At 72.4% G+C, this 16,889-nt stretch carries 16 protein-coding genes; 6 read left to right on the forward strand and 10 right to left on the reverse strand.

Annotated features, from left to right (window positions below):
• Nucleotides 1-30: 30 nt before the first annotated feature.
• Both BMY19_RS10415 and BMY19_RS10420 read right to left on the reverse strand, forming a co-directional pair.
• Nucleotides 31-690 (reverse strand): response regulator transcription factor, encoded by a 660-nt coding sequence (locus BMY19_RS10415; RefSeq protein WP_100251643.1) that lies wholly within the window; start codon nucleotides 688-690, stop codon nucleotides 31-33.
• A gap of 8 nt (nucleotides 691-698) precedes the next feature.
• Nucleotides 699-2,039, reverse strand: coding sequence for a sensor histidine kinase (locus tag BMY19_RS10420; RefSeq protein ID WP_100251644.1), 1,341 nt, complete (start codon nucleotides 2,037-2,039; stop codon nucleotides 699-701).
• Between the two features lie 178 nt (nucleotides 2,040-2,217).
• Here BMY19_RS10420 and BMY19_RS10425 point away from each other — a divergent pair, with 178 nt between their 5' ends.
• Complete coding sequence (locus BMY19_RS10425) at nucleotides 2,218-3,129, forward strand: MBL fold metallo-hydrolase (protein WP_100251645.1); 912 nt, start codon at nucleotides 2,218-2,220, stop codon at nucleotides 3,127-3,129.
• Nucleotides 3,130-3,187: 58 nt separating this feature from the next.
• Here the strand turns inward: BMY19_RS10425 and BMY19_RS10430 are convergent, their stop codons facing one another.
• Together BMY19_RS10430 and BMY19_RS10435 are read right to left on the reverse strand one after the other, a co-directional pair.
• Nucleotides 3,188-4,318: an epoxide hydrolase family protein gene (locus tag BMY19_RS10430; RefSeq protein WP_056531084.1), complete on the reverse strand. Its 1,131-nt coding sequence runs from the start codon at nucleotides 4,316-4,318 to the stop codon at nucleotides 3,188-3,190.
• Nucleotides 4,319-4,548: 230 nt separating this feature from the next.
• The gene (locus BMY19_RS10435) at nucleotides 4,549-5,754 is read right to left on the reverse strand and encodes an MFS transporter (protein WP_100251646.1); all 1,206 of its coding nucleotides are present in this window, start codon (nucleotides 5,752-5,754) and stop codon (nucleotides 4,549-4,551) included.
• A gap of 102 nt (nucleotides 5,755-5,856) precedes the next feature.
• Here BMY19_RS10435 and BMY19_RS10440 point away from each other — a divergent pair, with 102 nt between their 5' ends.
• Nucleotides 5,857-6,420, forward strand: coding sequence for a TetR/AcrR family transcriptional regulator (locus BMY19_RS10440; RefSeq protein WP_026605129.1), 564 nt, complete (start codon nucleotides 5,857-5,859; stop codon nucleotides 6,418-6,420).
• An 85-nt stretch (nucleotides 6,421-6,505) separates the two neighbouring features.
• On the opposite strand, the gene BMY19_RS31625 is transcribed toward BMY19_RS10440, so the two are convergent.
• Nucleotides 6,506-7,528, reverse strand: coding sequence for an alpha/beta hydrolase family protein (locus tag BMY19_RS31625; protein WP_280141617.1), 1,023 nt, complete (start codon nucleotides 7,526-7,528; stop codon nucleotides 6,506-6,508).
• A 359-nt stretch (nucleotides 7,529-7,887) separates the two neighbouring features.
• Here BMY19_RS31625 and BMY19_RS10450 point away from each other — a divergent pair, with 359 nt between their 5' ends.
• A complete protein-coding gene (locus BMY19_RS10450) occupies nucleotides 7,888-8,499 on the forward strand; it encodes a TetR/AcrR family transcriptional regulator (protein ID WP_100251648.1) in 612 nt (203 codons plus the stop codon).
• Between the two features lie 53 nt (nucleotides 8,500-8,552).
• Here BMY19_RS10450 and BMY19_RS10455 read toward each other — a convergent pair whose 3' ends face one another.
• Together BMY19_RS10455 and BMY19_RS10460 are read right to left on the reverse strand one after the other, a co-directional pair.
• A complete protein-coding gene (locus tag BMY19_RS10455) occupies nucleotides 8,553-8,999 on the reverse strand; it encodes a type II toxin-antitoxin system VapC family toxin (protein WP_100251649.1) in 447 nt (148 codons plus the stop codon).
• Between the two features lie 4 nt (nucleotides 9,000-9,003).
• Complete coding sequence (locus tag BMY19_RS10460; RefSeq protein WP_026605131.1) at nucleotides 9,004-9,243, reverse strand: type II toxin-antitoxin system Phd/YefM family antitoxin; 240 nt, start codon at nucleotides 9,241-9,243, stop codon at nucleotides 9,004-9,006.
• Between the two features lie 325 nt (nucleotides 9,244-9,568).
• Between BMY19_RS10460 and BMY19_RS10465 the strand changes: the two genes are divergently transcribed.
• Together BMY19_RS10465 and BMY19_RS10470 are read left to right on the forward strand one after the other, a co-directional pair.
• Nucleotides 9,569-10,066 carry a PAS domain-containing protein gene (locus tag BMY19_RS10465; RefSeq protein WP_348529855.1) on the forward strand — a complete coding sequence of 166 codons (498 nt, stop codon included), beginning with the start codon at nucleotides 9,569-9,571 and terminating at the stop codon, nucleotides 10,064-10,066.
• Between the two features lie 120 nt (nucleotides 10,067-10,186).
• Complete coding sequence (locus tag BMY19_RS10470; RefSeq protein WP_244534886.1) at nucleotides 10,187-11,479, forward strand: TAXI family TRAP transporter solute-binding subunit; 1,293 nt, start codon at nucleotides 10,187-10,189, stop codon at nucleotides 11,477-11,479.
• Nucleotides 11,480-11,537: 58 nt separating this feature from the next.
• On the opposite strand, the gene BMY19_RS10475 is transcribed toward BMY19_RS10470, so the two are convergent.
• Complete coding sequence (locus BMY19_RS10475; protein ID WP_100251652.1) at nucleotides 11,538-11,804, reverse strand: GNAT family N-acetyltransferase; 267 nt, start codon at nucleotides 11,802-11,804, stop codon at nucleotides 11,538-11,540.
• 1,287 nt (nucleotides 11,805-13,091) lie between these two features.
• Here BMY19_RS10475 and BMY19_RS10485 point away from each other — a divergent pair.
• Entirely contained in the window at nucleotides 13,092-13,340 is a 249-nt protein-coding gene (locus tag BMY19_RS10485; RefSeq protein WP_100251654.1) for a DUF6894 family protein, read from the forward strand.
• 88 nt (nucleotides 13,341-13,428) lie between these two features.
• Here BMY19_RS10485 and BMY19_RS10490 read toward each other — a convergent pair whose 3' ends face one another.
• The gene (locus tag BMY19_RS10490; protein ID WP_091981621.1) at nucleotides 13,429-14,493 is read right to left on the reverse strand and encodes a HoxN/HupN/NixA family nickel/cobalt transporter; all 1,065 of its coding nucleotides are present in this window, start codon (nucleotides 14,491-14,493) and stop codon (nucleotides 13,429-13,431) included.
• Between the two features lie 186 nt (nucleotides 14,494-14,679).
• Nucleotides 14,680-16,797: a TonB-dependent siderophore receptor gene (locus BMY19_RS10495; RefSeq protein ID WP_170862943.1), complete on the reverse strand. Its 2,118-nt coding sequence runs from the start codon at nucleotides 16,795-16,797 to the stop codon at nucleotides 14,680-14,682.
• Between the last annotated feature and the right edge of the window lie 92 nt (nucleotides 16,798-16,889).

The following is a 16,889-nucleotide window of genomic DNA, read 5'->3' on the forward strand; positions in this document are numbered from 1 at the left end:
CGTCACTCAGACAGATGCGCTCGGTCCCCGTCACGCCCTGCCGGCCAGCTCTTCGGGCGGGCACACGAGCCCGACGCCCACGGCGATCCAGACGAGGTGTGCATCGGTTCGGGCACCGAGCTTGGCGCGAATCCCGGACAGGTTGTTGTGCACCGTCTTCAGGCTCAAGCAGAGGGCCTCGGCCACGGCCTGCGCCGTCATCCCCCCCGCGGTCAGGCTCAGGATCTCGACTTCCCGCGGGCTCAGCGCGTCGACGGCCGAGCGCCCGCCCGCCACCTCGTCCTGGGCGATCGCGTGGGCGATGTCGGCGCTCATCGCCCGCTCGCCGCGCAGCACGGCCGCCACCGCCGCCAGCAACGCGCGCGGCGGGCTCGCCTTGGTGACGTAGCCGCACGCCCCCGCGGCGAAGGCTCGGCGCGCGACGACGGCTCCGGTGCGCATGCTGAAGACCAGGATGCGGGCCGCCCCGTCCCACTGACGGATGTGCCGGATGGCCTCGATGCCGCTCGGCCCCGGGAGCGACAGGTCGAGGATCACGAGATCCGGCCCGTGCGCCTTGTACTGGCGGTAGGCCTCCGCCGCGCTCGCCGCCTCCGCCGTCACGACGAGTCCCGGCTGTCGCTCGATCAGGCGGCGATAGCCCTCGCGCACCACCGGATGGTCGTCGACGAGGAGGATGGACGTGGGCATGAGACGCCTCAGACCGCGGTCGGGACGGTCGCGCAGGCGCGGATCCCGCTGCCGGTACCCGTCAGCGTGAAGCTGCCGCCGAGGGCGGCGAGCCGCGCGCGGATGCCGACGAGGCCGCGGCCGGTGCCGGAGGCCGTGCGAGAGACATCGCCCTTGCCGTCGTCGTCCAGCGTGAGCGTCACCGTCCGCGTTCCGGTCTCCGTCCGGACGACCCGCAGGAAGATCCGGCTCGGACGCCCGTGGCGGAGGGCGTTGGTCAGGAGCTCCTGCGCGATGCGGTAGAGGCTCGCCGACACCGTCACGGGCATGTCGGCGAGGTCGCCGGCCACGTCGAGATGGAGGGCCGTGCCGGACCTGAGCTGCGCCCGCCAATCCGCCACGAGGCCCCGCAGCGCGTCCTCCAGCCCGGTCTCGGCGAGGTCGGGCAGTTCGAGGCGCGCCAGCGCCCCGCGCAGGCTCTCCCGCATGGTGGCGAGGACGGCCTCGATGCCGCGCGCGTCCGCGCGCAGATCCTCGCGGTCGTCGGGCGCGGCGAGTTCGATCGCGGCCGCCCGGGCACCCGCGGCGGCGAGGCACTGGCCGAAGGCGTCGTGCAGGTCCCGCGCGAGCGCTTGCCGCTCCTCTTCCTGCACCGTGACGAGCCGCTGCATCAGCTCCGCGCGCGCGGCCTCCGCGCGGGCGAGCCGGTCGGCGAGGTCATCGCAGGCGCGTGCGATCCGGTCGAACTCGGCGGCGGCGAAGCGCGGCAGCGGCGACCGGGTCCGGGCCGCGTCGAGCCTCGCCAGCCCGAGCACGATCTGCCCGGCGGGCGCGACGAGGCGCATGACCGCGAGCCAGTTGAGGAGCAGTGTCGCCGCTGTCAGAGCGAGCGCGAGCCCGCCCGCGAGACGCACCCGCTGCCAGACGCGGGCCGCCGCGGCGATCGGATCGGGCCAAGCGGTGACGCTGCCGATCGTGCGCTCGCGGAAGACGATCGCGCGGATCGTCGGCGCGGCCGCGGCGTCCCCCGTAACCGCCTCCCGGAACCACGCGGGGGCGGCATCGAGGCCGTCCCAGTCGCCGCAGACGCGCCGCGGCAACTCGACGCCGAGCTGGATGTCGGCGCAGATCCCCGGGAGGATGGTGAGGAGGGCCGGTGCGGGTTGCGGCGGCGCGGCGGGCATCGCGACCGGACCGGCGCTGCCGAGACCCGGCTGACGCGCGAGCTGCGCGGCGATCCGCTCCGCCGAGGTCGCGGCCTCCCGCTGCAGGCTCGCCTGGGCCGCGAAGCCGGTCCAGGCGACCGCTCCGGCCAGGCACAGGAGGGCGACCACGAGGAGGCGTAGGCCGAGATGCGCGGGCAGGCTCATGGGGGCGAAACGGCCGGGCTCGAAGCGACGCGGCGATTTGGCACTGGGAACGTCCCGGCGCGCAAGCCGCGCCGAGCCAGCGCGGGAAGAATGCCCGGTCGCGGGCGGGAGGACGTCCCTGGCCCGCGCCCCACGCGCCCCGCAGGATGGCGGCGTCCCGTCTCCCGCGGAGCCCGCCATGGCCTCTCACCTGTCCCGCCGCAGCCTGCTCGCCGCCGCCGCCCTGCTGCCGCTCGGCCTGCACCGCCCCGGCGCGGCCGCGACCGGAGCCGCGCCCTACCGGGTCGGCGCCTTCACCGTGACGCCCCTGCGCGACGGGCTGTTCCCGCTGGAGCCGCGCATGATGCCCGCGGCCGAGAGCCCGGCCGGACGGGCTCTGTTGACGGGGGCCGGTCTTTCCGGGGACGGCCCGTCGCCGGAGCCGGTCAACGCCTTCCTGATCCGGCGCGGCGCGCGCCACTGGCTGCTCGACGCGGGCTGCGGAACGGTCTTCGGACCGGACTTCAACCGGGTGACCGCCGCGCTGGCGGCGGAGGGCGTGCGGCCCGACCAGGTCGAGACCATCTGGCTGAGCCATCTCCACGCCGACCACGTGGGCGGTCTCCTGACGCCGGGCCGCCTGGCGCGGTTCGCGAACGCCGAGCTCGTGGTGCAGGAGCGCGAGGTCGCCTACTGGTCGGATGCGGGAGCGCGGGCCACCGCGCCCGACGCCCTGCGGCCGATGTTCGAGACGGCGCAGGCCGTGCTCGCCGCCTACCCCGATCGGATCCGCCGCCTCTCGGGCGAGGCCGAGCTCGCCCCCGGCATCCGCGCGATGCCGCTCCCCGGCCATACGCCGGGTCACATGGGCGTGCTGATCGCGGACGGCGCGGACCGGTTGCTGATCTGGGGCGACGTCATCCACTCGCGGCTCCTGCAGATGCCGCACCCGGACTGGACCGTGATCTGGGACACCGATCCGGGGGAGGCGATCGCGACCCGCCGGCGCATCCTCGACCGCGCGGCGGCGGAGGGCCTGAGCGTGACCGGGATGCACCTCGCCGCCCGCGGACGGATCGAGCGGGACGGGGCGGGTTACGCGCTGATCTAGAAGATCCGGTTCGTGCCGCCGGGTCCGGCTGAGCCCGCGATGCGGCGGGACGACACCGTCAGCCGCGGCCCCAGTCCCGCAGGTCCCGGACGAACAGGTCCGGCGCCTCCATGGCGGCGAAATGGCCGCCGCGGGGCATCGTCTGCCAGCGCGAGACCGCGTAGCCGCGCTCCAGCCACTCTCGCGGCGGCGCGGGCGTGCGCGGATCCGGGTAGGCCGCGAAGGCCGTCGGCACCGTGACGCGCCGCCCCGGCGGCATCCGGCGCACGCCCTCCTGCTGCGCGCCGGCGTAGAACCACGTCGCCGTCGCGAAGGAATCGGTGAGGATGTAGAGCAGGGCGTTGGTCAGGAGCTGATCGTTCGTGAAGACCTGCGCGAAGGGCCGCTCCCGCAGGTCGGCCCAGTCGTGGAAGCGCTCGACCAGCCACGCCAGCTGCGCCACCGGCTCGTCCGCCATGGCGTAGCCGAGCGAGAGCGGCCTGGTGCCCTGCAGCTGCGCGTAGGCCCCGAGCGCCTGCTGGGTGGCTCCGGCCTGCTTCTGCCAAGCCCGCTCCGCGGCGCTCTCCGGCTCGGCATCGGGCTGCACCAGCAGGTAGTTCAGGTGGATCGCCTCCAGCGACGCGGCGTGGTCGAGACCGAGCCAGGCCGCGACCCCGGCGCCCCAGTCGCCGCCCTGAACCCGGTAGCGCGGGTAGCCCAGAGTCTCGCGCATCAGGCGGTCGAACAGCCGCGCCGTGCTGCGCGCGCCGATCGGCGCGGCGGGTTTGCCCGAGAAGCCGAAGCCGGGCAGCGCCGGGATCACGAGGTCGAACGCGTCCTCCGGCCGCCCGCCGTGGCGCGACGGGAAGGCCAGGGGCTCGATCACCGACCAGAACTCGTAGATCGAACCCGGCCAGCCGTGGATCAGCAGCAGCGGGCGCCGGCCTTCCGCCTCTCCGACGACGTGGACGGCGTGCAGGTCGAGATCCTCGACACGGGCCAGGATCTGCGGGAAGCGGTTGAGCTCGGCCGCGGCCGCGGCCTCGTCGAAGCCGTCGAGCCAGTGGGCGCACAGGTCGGCCAGGACGTCCGGATCGCAGCCGTAGCGCCAGCCGGCCCCCGTCGGCAGGCGCGGCATGCGGTAGGCCCGCACGCGCTCCCGCACCCAGGCCAGCCGGTTCGCGTCCCAGGCGACGGTGAAGTCTCGCATGATGCCTCCGCTCGGCTCCGCGTCCCGGGAGCGTGCCGATACCGGCCGTCCCGTTCGCGCGACGTTGATCCGGGTCAACGCGGCCGGGCCGGGACGGTCGCGCCGGGATCGCCCCGGCCGGCACGACGGCTATTGGCGGCGCGATCGCGCGAGGGCCCCCGGCGCCCGGCGGCCGGCTTCGGTGACCGTCCGGGACGCGGACCCGACCGGAGCGCCGCAGGCAGGGTACGTCAGCCGGCCGAGACGCGTCGCGACGTCAGCGCCCGCCGCGCCAGGAACCCGGCCGCGCTCATGGCGAGGATCGCGGCCGCGTAGAGGTCGGCGGTCGTCACGTAGCCGATCCGGCGCACGAGATACCCGGCACAGATCACCGGGAGGCTGAACGCCAGGTAGCTCTCGACGTAGTAGCTCGCGAGGAGCTCCGCCCGCTCGCTCGGCTTCGCCAGCGGGACGATCGTGCCGAGGGCGCCGAGGAAGCTCGTCCCGAAGCCGGCCCCGCCGACCAGGGTCCCGCCGATCAGGACCGGCACGCTCCCGCCGTGCATGCCGGCGAGCACGATGACGAGACCGGCGGTCATGGCGAGCGTCCCGATCGTCAGGTTGGCCGCGGCGTCCCGGCCGCGCCGCTGGAGGACCGCGAAGGCGCCGGCGACCATCAGGGCCGCGACCATGACGCCGCTCGTCAACGGGGTCCGGCTGCCCGTCGCGGCGACGACCAGCGAGGGAACGATGGAGAGATAGAAGCCCCCGAGCATCCAGGTCGCGATGTTGGTCGGCGTGATTGCGGCCAGCGGCCGCCTGGCCTGTGGCGGAACCACGACGCGCGGCCTCAGGGCCCGCAGGGCGCCCGCGCGGCGCTCGCCGGTCTCGGGCGTGAGCCAGAGGAGCGCGGCCTGCGCGGCGAACACCGCGCCCAGGATCGCGTAGACGAGGTGGAGAGGGTGCGGGCCGTACTGCACGAGGGCGCTGGTCCCGAGCGCGCCCGCCGCCATCCCGATCAGCGGCATGATCGCGTTCACGAGCTGGGCCCGCGCCCGGTCGACGTCGACGAGCGCGGCGCCCAGCGAACTCGCCGCGATGCCGGTCGCCACGCCCTGGACGAAACGCGCCGCGATGAGTCCCCACGCCCCGCTGGCCGTCGTGAACAGGGCCATCGCCACCAGCTCGAGGAGCAGCGCGCCGAAGATCACCGGCCGTCGGCCCAGATGGTCCGAGATCGACCCGGCGACGAGGAGCGCCTTGAGGAGCGCCAGCGCGTAGACGGCGAACACCGCGGTCGTGAGCACGGGGGAGAGCGCGTAGGTCTCCTGGTAGAACCGGTACAGCGGCGTCGGAGCGGCGGACGCGGCGAGGAAGGTGCCGAGCACCGCCGCGTGGAAGAACAGCGTGCCGCTGCCCGCGACAGCCACAACTTTCAGCTTGCGGTCCCTGGTCATTGGCGAACCTAAAGGCTAATCCGTTGCGTTTGATGCGTAGGCCCTTCGCGCCACAAACGCAATATCTTTGCGTTTGTGGCGCCCCAGATGGCAGAGTGCAGGATGACGACGAGGCAAGGGCCGCGTCCGGGCGGCCGCAGCGCGCGGGTGCAGACCTCGGTTCAGGCGGCGGTGCGCGCGCTCCTGACCACGACGGACCGTTCGGAGATCACGGTGCCCCTGGTGGCCGCCGCGGCCGGCGTGACGCCGTCGACGATCTACCGCCGGTGGGGCACGCTCGCCGAGCTCTTGGCCGATGTCGCGGTCGAGCGGCTCCGTCCCGACGGCGAGCCGGCCGATACCGGGAGCGGCCGGACCGATCTCGAGGCGTGGGCGGAGCAGTACGCGGACGAGATGTCGTCCGCACCGGGGCGGGAGATGATCCGGGACGTCCTGGCGGCGGCGGACGCGAACTGTGCCCAGCGATGCTGCAGCTTCACCCGCGATCAGATCGCGATCATCGCGGATCGGGCCGTGGCCCGCGGCGAGGCCTTCCCGGACCCCGAGGCGGTGCTGGACGGGGTCGTCTCGCCGATCCTCTACCGGATCCTGTTCGGGACCGCGCTGGACCGGGAACGGATCCTCGAGCTGGTCGACCGCACCCTGACGGCGCGCGAAGCGACCTGACCCGAGGCGCCGACCCCGTGCACCGACCTCGCGGAGGAGGCCGGGCTCCTGACCTCAGCCGCCAGGGGGCGCGACGAGCGGCCCGTCAGAGCGGCTCCACGGGCTGGGCGCGCGTCCGGTCCTTTCCGCGGGTCACTATCGCGGGTTGCGCCAGCGACGCGCTCGCGTAGCCCGCGGGCGCGACGGCGAGGATCGGTCGCCAGGTCGAGGACCACGCGCGCAGCGGCTCCGGATCGCCGCGGAAGGCCAGGTCGAGAAAGGCCAGCGTCCCGGCGGCGGTCGCCGCCTTGACCTGCGGGTTCAGGTTCAGACCGCCCGTGAGGGGACGGTCGGTGAAGATGCTGTGCGAGCCGCCCTGGAAGACCGCCAAGGACTTCCGAGGCGTCGCGATCGCCTCGTACACGGCGAGGCGGTCGCTGAACGGCGAGGTGCGACCGGGCAGCTGGATGACATCCTCGGTCGCCGTCACGTGCAGGGTCGGGATCTCGACGGCGCCCAGGACGGCCCGGAGGTCGCGCTCGCCGTAGAAGGGCGGCGCCGAGATCACGATCCCGGCCGCGATCCGCGGATCCCGCGCCTGAAGGGCGTGCCCGTCGCGGACGACGCGCGCACCCGCGGCGATCAGAGTCGTGTTGGCGCCGTAGGAATGGCCGGCCGCCACGATCCGTCGCGGGTCGATCCGGTCTCCGAAGGCGCCCCCGTCCTGAACGAGGAGGCGGTCCAGGGCGAAGCGCAGGTCGCGCGCCCGGGCGATCGCCTCCCGTTCCTGCGCCGCCCGCTCGATCCGGTCGAGCAGGGCCAGGGGATTGCCGGTCCAGACGGAGCTGTCGCTGCCGACGTGCTGCAGGTGCAGGCTCGCGATCCCGTGGGACGACCAGTGCCGACCGAGATAGCTGTAGCCGGTCCGGGACTGTCCGAGACCGTGCGAGAACACGACCAGCGGGATGCGGCGCCGGAGCGACGACGTGTTCGGCCAGTACAGGCGTACCGGCACCGGTCGCTGGCGCGCGCCGTCGACCCAGTCGAAGTCGACGATCCGGACGTCCTCGACGACGGGCTCCGCCATGGCCGGCCGCGTCACACCCGCGGCCAGGGTTCCCAGCAGCATGGCGCCGACCTGCCGACGGTTGGGCAACGGCCGTGCCGCTGTCGGACCGGAAGACTCGAGCATGGGGAGGGCTTTCGCGAGAGGAGGGGAGCCAGGAGGGTTCGCAGAGCCGCGCATCGCCGGCCGCAGCCCGATCACGACGCGCCCTCGCCCCCCCCGGCGCGCGCCAACCGAATTCCGTTCGCCGACGGAGGCCCCGACGGCGAACGAGGCTGCCGATATCGGCAGGAAGGGGCGGGCGCCCGACCGGACTCCGCACCGCATCCCGAGACCGCGCATCAAAATCGCACTCGGTGTAAAAAATATAATTGCACCGCGTGCAACTTTGCAAGTGCGGAATCGCATGTCACAACGCCGGCATGGGGAGCCCGCCACCGAAGCCCGGCAGCCTGCGCGCGCGAAAACGGCAGGAGACACTGGAACGGATCGCCGAGACCGGCCTGCTGCTGTTCAGCCGGCACGGCTACGAGGCGACGACCTTGGACGCGATCGCCGAGGCGGCCGGCATCTCGCGTCGAACCTTCTTCTACTACTTCAAGTCAAAGGAAGAGATCCTGCTGGACTGGCAGATGCGCGGCTTCGGCGCGGCGCTGCGCAAGGCCGTCCTGGCCCAGCCGGAGGGCAAGGTCCCGGTCGAGGCCGTCCGGGACGCCCTGCTGGCGCTGTCGACAGGTTTCCGGACCCAGGAGTTCATCAGTATCGATCGCGTCATGCGGTCCAGCGAGACCCTGAAGGCCCGCAAGCAGGCGGCCTACGGCCTGCACGAGCAGGCCCTGCATGCCGCGCTGATCGAGCGCTGGCCGGATCCCGTCCGCAGCGCCCCGCTGCGCCTCGTCGCCATGGCGTCGCTCGGTGCGATGCGCTTGGCGATCGAGGCCTGGATCCAGGCGGACGGTGACCGTCCCGTGGACGCCTTCCTGCGGGCGGCCTTCGCCGGTCTCACGGCCGAGTTCTGCGCACCGTCCCGATAGTCCCGCCGCGATCGGCACGCCGCCGCGGCCCCGCGGTGACGGGCGCGACGCCATCACCGCCCATCGGCCGGCAGCGCGACGAAGGGATCGCAGGCGGGAACGCCGAGCGGCGCGAAGTGCCGCACGTTCCGGGTCAAGACCGTCCAGCCGTTGCAGCGCGCGGTGGCGGCGATCGCGAGATCCGCGAAGCCGGGCGCGTGCCCCTGTCCGCGCGCCAGATCGGACAACCCGCCGATTTGGCGCGCGACGGCGAGGTCGATCGGGAGGACCTTGGCGGCGTACAGGTGCAGCAAGGTCTCCAGCCACGCCGCGAGGCGCTCGGCCTTGCACGCGGCACCGTCCCTGCGGCTCTTCGCGATGCCGTCCTCGATCTCGGCGATCGTGACGACCGAGAGGTGGAGCCCCGCGCTGTTCCGGTCCATCCAGTCGATCAGTGCGACGGCCGGAACGGCCTTGGTCGGCGCGCCGGCCGAGAGCACGTTGGTGTCGACGAGGTACACCGCCTCACAGCTCGGCGCTTCTGAGCCCGCCGGACGGGGGGGCGAGGTCGTCCGCCGCGACGGGCGCGGCCATGAGCAGGCGGCCGAACGACGGGACGCGGGACAGCCGCTGCCAGTCCTCGAAGCTGAGCAGCACGGCCTCGGGGCGGCCGTGGCGGGTGATGATCGAGGGCGCGCCCTGCTTCGCTTGGTCGATGACGGCCGACAGCGTCGCCTTGGCGTCCCGAAGCTGGATCTCCTGCATGGCGCCCTCCGTGACCACTGTAGTCATAATGGGTGTCCAGGTTCCGATCCGCAAGGACCGCCCGCGGCCCGTCGTCGGCACCCGGCCCCGGCGGCTCGCCGAAGCCGATCCGTGTCCGGCACGCAACAGTTGATTGCAGACCAGATTATGCCCCTTGCGGTTGCAGCGCTTTAGGACCAACGTATGTTACTGTTAACTGAATACGGGTGCTCGGGTGGCAGCTTTTAAGCCTCTAGACGGGCAAACAGCCTCGGAAACCTTCCAGACGGCGCTGGACGCGCTCGACGTCGTCGGCCGCTGGGAATGGGACGCGGGCGTCGATCGGGTGCGGGCCGACGCCTTCGTCGCCCTGGTGTACAACGTCGATCCGGCCGAGGCCGAGGAAGGCGTCCCGCTCGGCCGCTACATGAGCAGCATCCACGCGGACGATCGCGAGCGGATCGATGATCTGATTCGGCGCAGCGCCCGCGAGGGGACACCGTACCTCGCCGAGCATCGGGTGACCTCGGCGGACGGTCGGACGCGCTGGGTCTTGGTGCGCGGGCGCTTCACCGGCGATCATGTCGAGCGGCTCCAGGGCGGCAGCGGCATTCTCCTCGACATCACCCGGATGCGGATGTTCGAGGACATGGCCGACGAGGCCGTGCCGCGTGCGGAGACGTCGCCTCTCGAGCTGGCAGCGGATCACGCCATCGCGGCGATGTACGCGATCAGCGAGTTGCGGGACGCGAAGCTCAAGGTGCAGGCCGAAGCGTTGCTGATGACGCTGGGCCGCAGGCTCGCCCTTCAGGAGGTCCAGGACCGGCACCGCCAGATGAACTGATCGCGGCGCCCCGAGCAAGATACAGCATGGGGCGGAGCGTCGACCGATCCTGTCCGGGAGTGGGAGACTGGGCCAGACACGCGCGCTATGCTGGCGGATCGGCAGGTCAGCGCGGCACGGATGATCCGGCGTTCCAGAACGACAGTCATCGTCCTCGGCGTCATCGCCGGGGCCGCCGTCGCTGCTCTGCTCATCCATCTCCTCCTCGGCCTGCTCTCCCTCGACATCGCGGTCGCCAAGACCAGCACCGAGGACCGGGAGGCCGCGCAGGCCCTCACGCAGCTCTTCGAGACCCAGCATCCGCGGGTGCGCATCCGGACGATCTTCGAGCCGGATCGCCTCGGCGCCTCGGCGGCCCTGGACAAGGGCGAGACCCAGCTCGCCCTGGTGCGCAGCGACGCCGCGCCGAAGGACGGGCAGACCCTGGTCATCCTGCGCCGCGACGCGGTGGTCTTCGTCGCGCCCGGGGGCAGCCCCGTCGACAGCGTGGCCAAGCTGCGGGGCAGCACCGTCGGTCTCCTCGACGGGCGGAAGCTCGACCCGCTCCTGCTCGACCTGATCCTGACGCATTTCGGCGTGCCCCCGAGCAGCGTGCATCGCCGGATCCTGAGGATCGACCAGCTGACGGAGGCCGCCCGCAGCCGCCAGATCGGTTCGGTGTTCGTGGTGGCTCCGGTCGGGAGCGCGCTGTGGCTGCCCCTGTTCACGGCGCTGCGCAAAGGCTCCGGGACGGCGAAGCTTTTCGAGGTCGACGAGGCGGCGGCGATCGCCAAGGAGCACCCCGTGCTCGACACGATCGACGTGCCCAAGGGCGCGTTCCTCGGCTCCCTGCCGGCCCCGGGCGACGACATCACCACGCTGTCCGTCAGCCACCGGCTCGTGGCCCGCGGCGCCATGCCGGACTGGCTCGCCGGCGAGATCACCCGCGAGGTTCTCACCGGCAAGCCGCGGCTCGTCGCGCTCGACGACGATCTGGCCGGCATCGAGGCTCCCGACACCGACGACAAGGTCCAGGCGCTCCCGATCCACCCGGGCGCGACGGCGTACCTGACCGGGAACCAGCCCAGCCTGAGCGATCAGGCGCAGAACGCGGCCTACTGGGTCGGGCTCATGATCAGCGCGCTGGCCTCCCTCGGCGCGGCGGGCATCGGCCTGTATCGGCGCTTCCGGCCGCTGCAGCCGCCCACCCGGGTCATGCGCCTCCTGGAGATCTGGCTGTCCGTGTCGAGCGCCGATCCGGTCGAGCTCGATCATCTGGAGCGGGAGGCCGACGCGCTCGCGGCGGAGACGATCCGGATGGAGGCCCACAGGCGGACGGAGAGCGTCGAGATCCGCCTCGTCGCCCTGCTCGTCGCGCATATCCGCGAGGCCGTCCAGCGCCGGCGGCGGCACGTGGCGCAACGGATGACCTAGCGCCAGGCGATCCCGGCACCGGCCCCCGGCGGCGGCCGATCCCGGCCCGGTCGCGGCCTCACGCGAGCAGGTCGCGATGCGTCCGATGCCCGCGCAGCCACGCCCGAGCGTAGCCGCACAGGGGCACGATCCGATCGCCCTCGGCGCGCGCGTGCGCCGCGACGCCTTCCATGAGCCGGCCGGCCGCCCCGGTGCCGCGCAGGACCGGCGGCGCGTAGACGTGGCTGATGACGAGCTGGCCGGGCTCCCGCCGATAGGTCGCGAAGACGACGTCACCGCCGACCTGCAGCTCGAAGCGGCCTCGCTCGACATTGTCGTGCAGCATCTCGGTCCTCCTCGTCCCCCGGCTTTGCGCGGCTCCGATCGGGAAGCACCGCGTCGAACCCGGCGCTCTGCGGGATCCCGCGCCGCCACGGACGGCCTCCCGGAGGCCCGCGCTCCCGCGACGGTTATATGGGGCGCGTGTCCTCGTCGCGGACGCGGGTCAGGACCGACGCGTCGGCATCGCCGCCGACGACGTCGACATGGCGCGCGAGCGCCGCAGCACGACGAGACCCGCCGGACGACGCGGCCGGCGCGGCCGGCACGGCAGTCCGCTCCGCGCGGCGCGGATTAAGCGCGGCCCGCGATCGTCTAACTCTGGACATCCCGAGACCACCTGGACCGCCCGGCTCACGCCGCGGCGGTCATTTCGTGCCGGCATCGTCGGCGGACCGGCCCCTCCGGCCCTCCGAGCGGCTCTCAGCGCGGCCCGCCGCGCCGTGTCGGACCGATCTGCGGGCTCCCGGCGGGGAGGCCGGTCCACGTCGGCGTCCCACAGCTCAGGCGCGATCCGGGCGGTTTGCCCGCCGATGCGCGCGCACCCGGACCGCCATCGGATATTTCGGCACGTCGATCCGCAGTATTCAATAAGAAAAACATAACATTATGAGCTCAAGATCGATATTTTGCGACAATCCGGAACTCAGACAGCTTTCTGTCCTTGCCCAATGGTAGTTTTCGGGAGAACATCATGACCTCAATCCGGATCTTCGTCCTCGTGTCGTCGCTCCTTCTCGGCACGGCCGGCGCGGCAACGGCGCAGGGCGCCGCCGGAGGATCGACGTCCGGGCCAGCGCCGTCCGGGTCGGGCGGGCAGCGGATGCAGCACGGCGATCAGATGAAGGGCGGAGAGAGGGGCGGGGGCTCGGGCAACACCGGCGTTCCGGGCGCCTCGCCGGCCGACGACGGAAACAAGACGCAGGATTCCCGTACCACGAAGACGAGAGACCGCTGAGAGACCGCGGGTCCGCGACCGCCCGTCCGGAGGCACGGGCCCGGCCGGAACGGCCACAGCGGTCCCGTCACGCCGCGCACGCCGTCGCGCGGCGCTCTCACTTCCGATCCGCAGCCCCGCGCGACGTGTCCGTTCGGGGACGCGATCCGGCGACGCGACGGCACGGCCGCCAGCGCCGGAAGGCTCGGAACGGATAGCCGGCCGGGCCCGGCCGACGCCCGCTCATCCGAGGGCGTCGGCCGCGGTCACCGGCGCGGATCGGGCGCCGCGCGCCGAGAACCGGCGTTTCCGATCCCAGTTAGCTTTCGTGAGGGGAAGCCAGTCACGGAGGCGTGGGTGCCGCGCTATTTCTTCGATATCCACGACGGTCAGTTGCAACGCGACGAGGACGGGACCGAGTGCGCCGATTTCGACGCTGCGCGCAGAGAAGCGATGATCTCCCTCCCGGACGTCGCGCGATGGGAGATCCCGAGCGACGGGGACAGGCAAACCTACACGGTGATCGTCCGGGATGCGGCCGGCGCCCCGATCTACACGGCGACGCTGACGTTCACCGGCCTGAGGCTCAGCGAGGCGGCCGGGTAGGTTCAGCCCGCCGCGCGCATCCGGCGCGCTCCGACATCGGCCCAGGTCACCGGCGCCGGACGTCCCGCGTGGACACGGCCGACGCCGGTCAGGGGATGTCGGCCGGCTTGACGTCGATCCGGTCGAACCGGCCGAGGCGGTAGATGAGGAACGACAGGAGCCACGCCGCCGCGAACAGGCCGACGATGCCGAAGCCGAGCACGCCGAAATGGTCGTTGATCGCGGCGATCCGCTCCCAGAGCCAGCCCTGGAGGTTGAGCTTGTCCGCCAGGAGGTTCAGCGCCTCCAGCGTGCCGACCACCAGCGCGACCACCACCGACACCAGGGTGATGGTGAGATTGTAGAACAGCTTGCGCATGGGCTGGACATAGGCCCAGCTGTAGGCGCCGAGCATCAGCACGCCGTCGGTCGCGTCGACCAGCGTCATGCCGGCGGTGAACAGCGCCGGGAAGACCAGGATCGTCCAGAGATCGATGCCCTGGCTCGCCTGGGCGGCCGAGAGCCCGAACAGGCTCACTTCCGTGGCGGTATCGAAGCCGAGCGCGAAGAGCAGGCCCAGCGGGTACATGTGCCAGGAGCGCGTCACGAGGCGGAACAGCGGCCGCAGGATCCGGGCGAGGACGCCCTGGTTGGCGAGCAGCATGTCGAGGTCGGCCTCGACGTAGCGGCCGGTGCGCCGCACCTGCCGGAACGCGCGCCAGACCCCCGCGAGGACGACGAGATTGACCAGGCCGATGAGGATCAGGAAGGCGGCCGAGACGCCTGTGCCGATCAGGCCGCCGAGTTCCCGGTAGCCTTCCGAGGCCGTGATCAGGCTGGTGGCGGCCAGCGCCACCGCGGCCGCGGCCACCACCACGACGGTGGAATGGCCGAGGGCGAACCAGAAGCCGACCGAGACCGGCCGCTGGCCCGCCTGCATCAGCTTGCGCGTGACGTTGTCGATGGCGGCGATGTGGTCGGGGTCGACCGCGTGGCGCAGCCCGAAGACGTAGGCCAGCAGCGCGGTCGAGAGCAGGGCCGGCTGCCCCGCGAACAGGCTGTAGGCCCAGGACCAGGCGGCGACGTTGGCCGCGATCAGGACGAGGTAGAGCAGAACGATGCGGCGCCGCACGACGCGGGGCGCCGTGCCATCGGACGGGACGATCGCTTCCATCAAAGCCTTACCCACCCGAATACCGTCCCCTCGGCCCCGTTGCCCGGGCCTGTCGCGTCGCTGCTGCCGTGCAGCACGGAATCCGACATAGCGCAGAAGCGGTCGGCCTGCGGAGTCCCGCAGGCGCGCCCTCTCGCCGGAGCGACGATCCCGGCGGCTGCCTGGACGGGGGCCGCGGGCCCGCCATCAGAACCGCACCGTCACCGAGCCCGTGATCCGCCGGGGCGAGCCCGGATAGACCCGGAACACGTTCAGCGAACTCTCGTAGTACGCGGTGTCGAAGATGTTCTCGACGTTGAGCGCGATCCGGGCATTGTCGAAGCGGTAGTAGGCGAGCGCGTCGACCGCGACGTAGGCCGGCAGGGTGAAGCCGGAGCCGGCCGCGTCGCCGGCGCGCGCGCCCACGCCCCGCACGCCGCCGCCGATGCCGAAGCCGCGCCACGCACCCTCCGGCTCGTAGACCGCGAGGAGGCTGCCGGAATGGCGCGGCACGTTGATGAGCGGGGCTCCGACCGGGAGCACGTTGTCCTTGGTCACCCGGGCGTCGGCGTAGACGTAGCCGGCCAGGAGCTTCAGCTCGGGCGTGATCTGCCCCTGGGCCGTCAGCTCGAACCCCTGGCTGCGGACGGCCCCGGCGGCGAGGGAGAAGCCGGTATTGGCGGGATCGGGCGTGAGCACGTTCTCCCGCTCCACCCGGAAGGCGGCGGCGGTGAGGAGCAGGCTGCCGCCGAACAGCTCGGACTTGGCGCCGACCTCGTAGCCGAGGCCGGTCTCGGGCGGCAGGGCCGTGCCGCGGGTCACGGCGGCGGCGTCCGGGCCGATGTTCGGCCGGAAGCTCGTGCCGACGTTGGTGTAGAGGGCGAGTTCCGGGATCGGCCGGTAGACGAGGCCCGCCCGGGGCGACGCGGCGACCCGCGACTGGTCGACCTGACTGCGGACGGCACGCTCGCGGAAGCTCTGCTCGAAGATGTCGAGGCGCACACCGACGAGCGCCCGCCATTCGGGGCTCAGGACGATCTCGTCCTGCGCGTAGAGGCCGGTGTTGGTGATCCGCTCCAGGTTGTTACGCGGGATGGTGATCGGCGGCAGCGCCTGCCCGTAGACCGGGGCGTAGATGTCCAGGGCGAACGGGCTCGTGCGGAAGTTCGAGCGGAAGTACTGCGTGCGGCTGTCGGTGCTCTCCCGGTCCATGCCGAGCAGTAGCGTGTGGCCGATGCCGGCGGTATCGAAGCGCCCGACGAGGTCGGCCTGCCCGACGGCCACGTCCCAGCGGTAGTCGCGCACGTTGCGGTCGCGCGAGACCGTGCGGTTGTCGGCAGCGATGGCGCGGATCTCCGCCGACTCGCCCGCGAGATCGCCCGTGTTGAAGTAGGTCGCCAAGCGAAGCTGCCAGTTCTCGTCGAACCGGTGGTCGACGCGGACCTGCAGCGTGTTGTTGTTCTGATAGGTGCTCTGCCCGGGCTGGCCGAGGAAGCGGGAGACGGGCAGGAACCCGAGTTGCCGGTTCAGCGCGATGACGCCCCGGTCGAAGACGATCCGGTTCTTCACGAACTCGGTCTCGACCGTGATCCGCGTGTCCGGGGTGACCTGCCAGCTCACCACCGGCGCGACGAGGAGCCGGTCGCTGTCGACGAAGTCGCGGAAGCTGCCCGCACCCTGGGCGGCGAGGTTGAAGCGGTAGAGCACCGTGCCGTCCGCGCTCAGCGCACCGCCGGCATCGATCGTGCCCCGGGTCAGGCCGAACGAGTCGACCTGGTTGCCGAACTCGACGAACCGCTCGGCGGTCGGCTGCTTGGTGATCAGGTTGACCAGCCCGCCGGGGTCGCTGCGCCCGAACAGGGCCGCTCCCGGCCCCTTGAGCACCTCGATGCGCTCGATGTTCTGGGCGTCGGGCGGCGGCGGCGTCCCGCGATTGAGGGGGAAGCCGTTCTTGTAGATCTCGGAGGTGGTCACGCCGCGGATGGCGTAGCTGAAGATCGACAGGCCGCCGAAATTGTTCTGGCGGGCGACGCCGGGCAGGTAGTCGAAGACCTGGTCGACGCGGGTGGCGGCGATATCGGTGATCGTCTCGCGCGGCGCCACCGACACGGCCACGGGCACGTCGATCTGCGGTGTGGCCGTGCGCGTCGCGCTGACCGCCGCGCCGGCGCCGTAGCCCGGTGTCGGACCGATCAGGCCGATGCTGCCGCGCCCGGACGCCGTCGTCCGGGCGGCGCCCTCGCCGACATGCTCGACCGACAGTTCCTCCAGGGTCACGCTCTCCTGCGCGCGGACCTCCCCGACCGGCACGCCGGCGGACAGCATGGCCGCCAGGGCCAGGCGCGGGCTGCCGCGCCGCGCCCCGGCAGGGCGGGCGCATCCCCGGCGCGGCCTGGGACTCTCGCGGAACGACAATC

Origin of the sequence: Methylobacterium sp. UNC300MFChir4.1, from assembly GCF_900110155.1 — a bacterium.
Lineage (GTDB): Bacteria > Pseudomonadota > Alphaproteobacteria > Rhizobiales > Beijerinckiaceae > Methylobacterium.

Excerpts from the sequence above, each read along its gene's own strand:
- BMY19_RS10415 (WP_100251643.1), bottom strand. The coding sequence starts at position 690 with ATGCCCACGTCCATCCTCCTCGTCGACGACCATCCGGTGGTGCGCGAG.
- BMY19_RS10420 (WP_100251644.1), bottom strand. The coding sequence starts at position 2,039 with ATGAGCCTGCCCGCGCATCTCGGCCTACGCCTCCTCGTGGTCGCCCTC.
- BMY19_RS10425 (WP_100251645.1), top strand. The coding sequence starts at position 2,218 with ATGGCCTCTCACCTGTCCCGCCGCAGCCTGCTCGCCGCCGCCGCCCTG.
- BMY19_RS10430 (WP_056531084.1), bottom strand. The coding sequence starts at position 4,318 with ATGCGAGACTTCACCGTCGCCTGGGACGCGAACCGGCTGGCCTGGGTG.
- BMY19_RS10435 (WP_100251646.1), bottom strand. The coding sequence starts at position 5,754 with ATGACCAGGGACCGCAAGCTGAAAGTTGTGGCTGTCGCGGGCAGCGGC.
- BMY19_RS10440 (WP_026605129.1), top strand. The coding sequence starts at position 5,857 with ATGACGACGAGGCAAGGGCCGCGTCCGGGCGGCCGCAGCGCGCGGGTG.
- BMY19_RS31625 (WP_280141617.1), bottom strand. The coding sequence starts at position 7,528 with ATGCTGCTGGGAACCCTGGCCGCGGGTGTGACGCGGCCGGCCATGGCG.
- BMY19_RS10450 (WP_100251648.1), top strand. The coding sequence starts at position 7,888 with ATGGGGAGCCCGCCACCGAAGCCCGGCAGCCTGCGCGCGCGAAAACGG.
- BMY19_RS10460 (WP_026605131.1), bottom strand. The coding sequence starts at position 9,243 with ATGCAGGAGATCCAGCTTCGGGACGCCAAGGCGACGCTGTCGGCCGTC.
- BMY19_RS10470 (WP_244534886.1), top strand. The coding sequence starts at position 10,187 with ATGATCCGGCGTTCCAGAACGACAGTCATCGTCCTCGGCGTCATCGCC.
- BMY19_RS10475 (WP_100251652.1), bottom strand. The coding sequence starts at position 11,804 with ATGCTGCACGACAATGTCGAGCGAGGCCGCTTCGAGCTGCAGGTCGGC.
- BMY19_RS10490 (WP_091981621.1), bottom strand. The coding sequence starts at position 14,493 with ATGGAAGCGATCGTCCCGTCCGATGGCACGGCGCCCCGCGTCGTGCGG.
- BMY19_RS10495 (WP_170862943.1), bottom strand. The coding sequence starts at position 16,797 with ATGCTGTCCGCCGGCGTGCCGGTCGGGGAGGTCCGCGCGCAGGAGAGC.